General features: G+C 36.7%; 1 protein-coding gene. It reads right to left on the bottom strand.

The genetic code is table 11. The features are described from left to right. The coding region (locus AAEY55_RS18230) for a hypothetical protein (RefSeq protein WP_350552646.1) at positions 1-233 on the bottom strand (233 nt) is incomplete at its 3' end. Positions 234-281: the final 48 nt, after the last annotated feature.

Below are 281 nucleotides of genomic sequence, written 5' to 3'. Positions count from 1 at the left end.
TATTCGTCATATTCGTCATATTCGTCATAAGAAGGTGAAGTTAATTCGTTTTCAATCGGTATCGGCGGAGCGTCATACCCCATCGGTAAATAAACAAAAAATGTATTACCATTTACCCCAAGCTTGATTGTCGTGGTTAAACTACTTGACAATTCTTTTGCGAAAACAGCAGCCTCTTTATAAGTCTCAAAATATTTAAGCTTGTCCGATTTACCCTTAAGTTTAATTTTCATTTGTGGAACCTTACGGGTAACACAAATCGTATTTTGTGGAGCCTCATG

Source organism: Pseudoalteromonas sp. 120-MNA-CIBAN-0494 (assembly GCF_040308885.1).
In the GTDB taxonomy this organism is placed as follows: Bacteria; Pseudomonadota; Gammaproteobacteria; order Enterobacterales; family Alteromonadaceae; genus Pseudoalteromonas; species Pseudoalteromonas nigrifaciens.
Note: the sequence above shows the minus strand (reverse complement) of the source record. Positions and strands in the feature narration are given on the sequence as shown.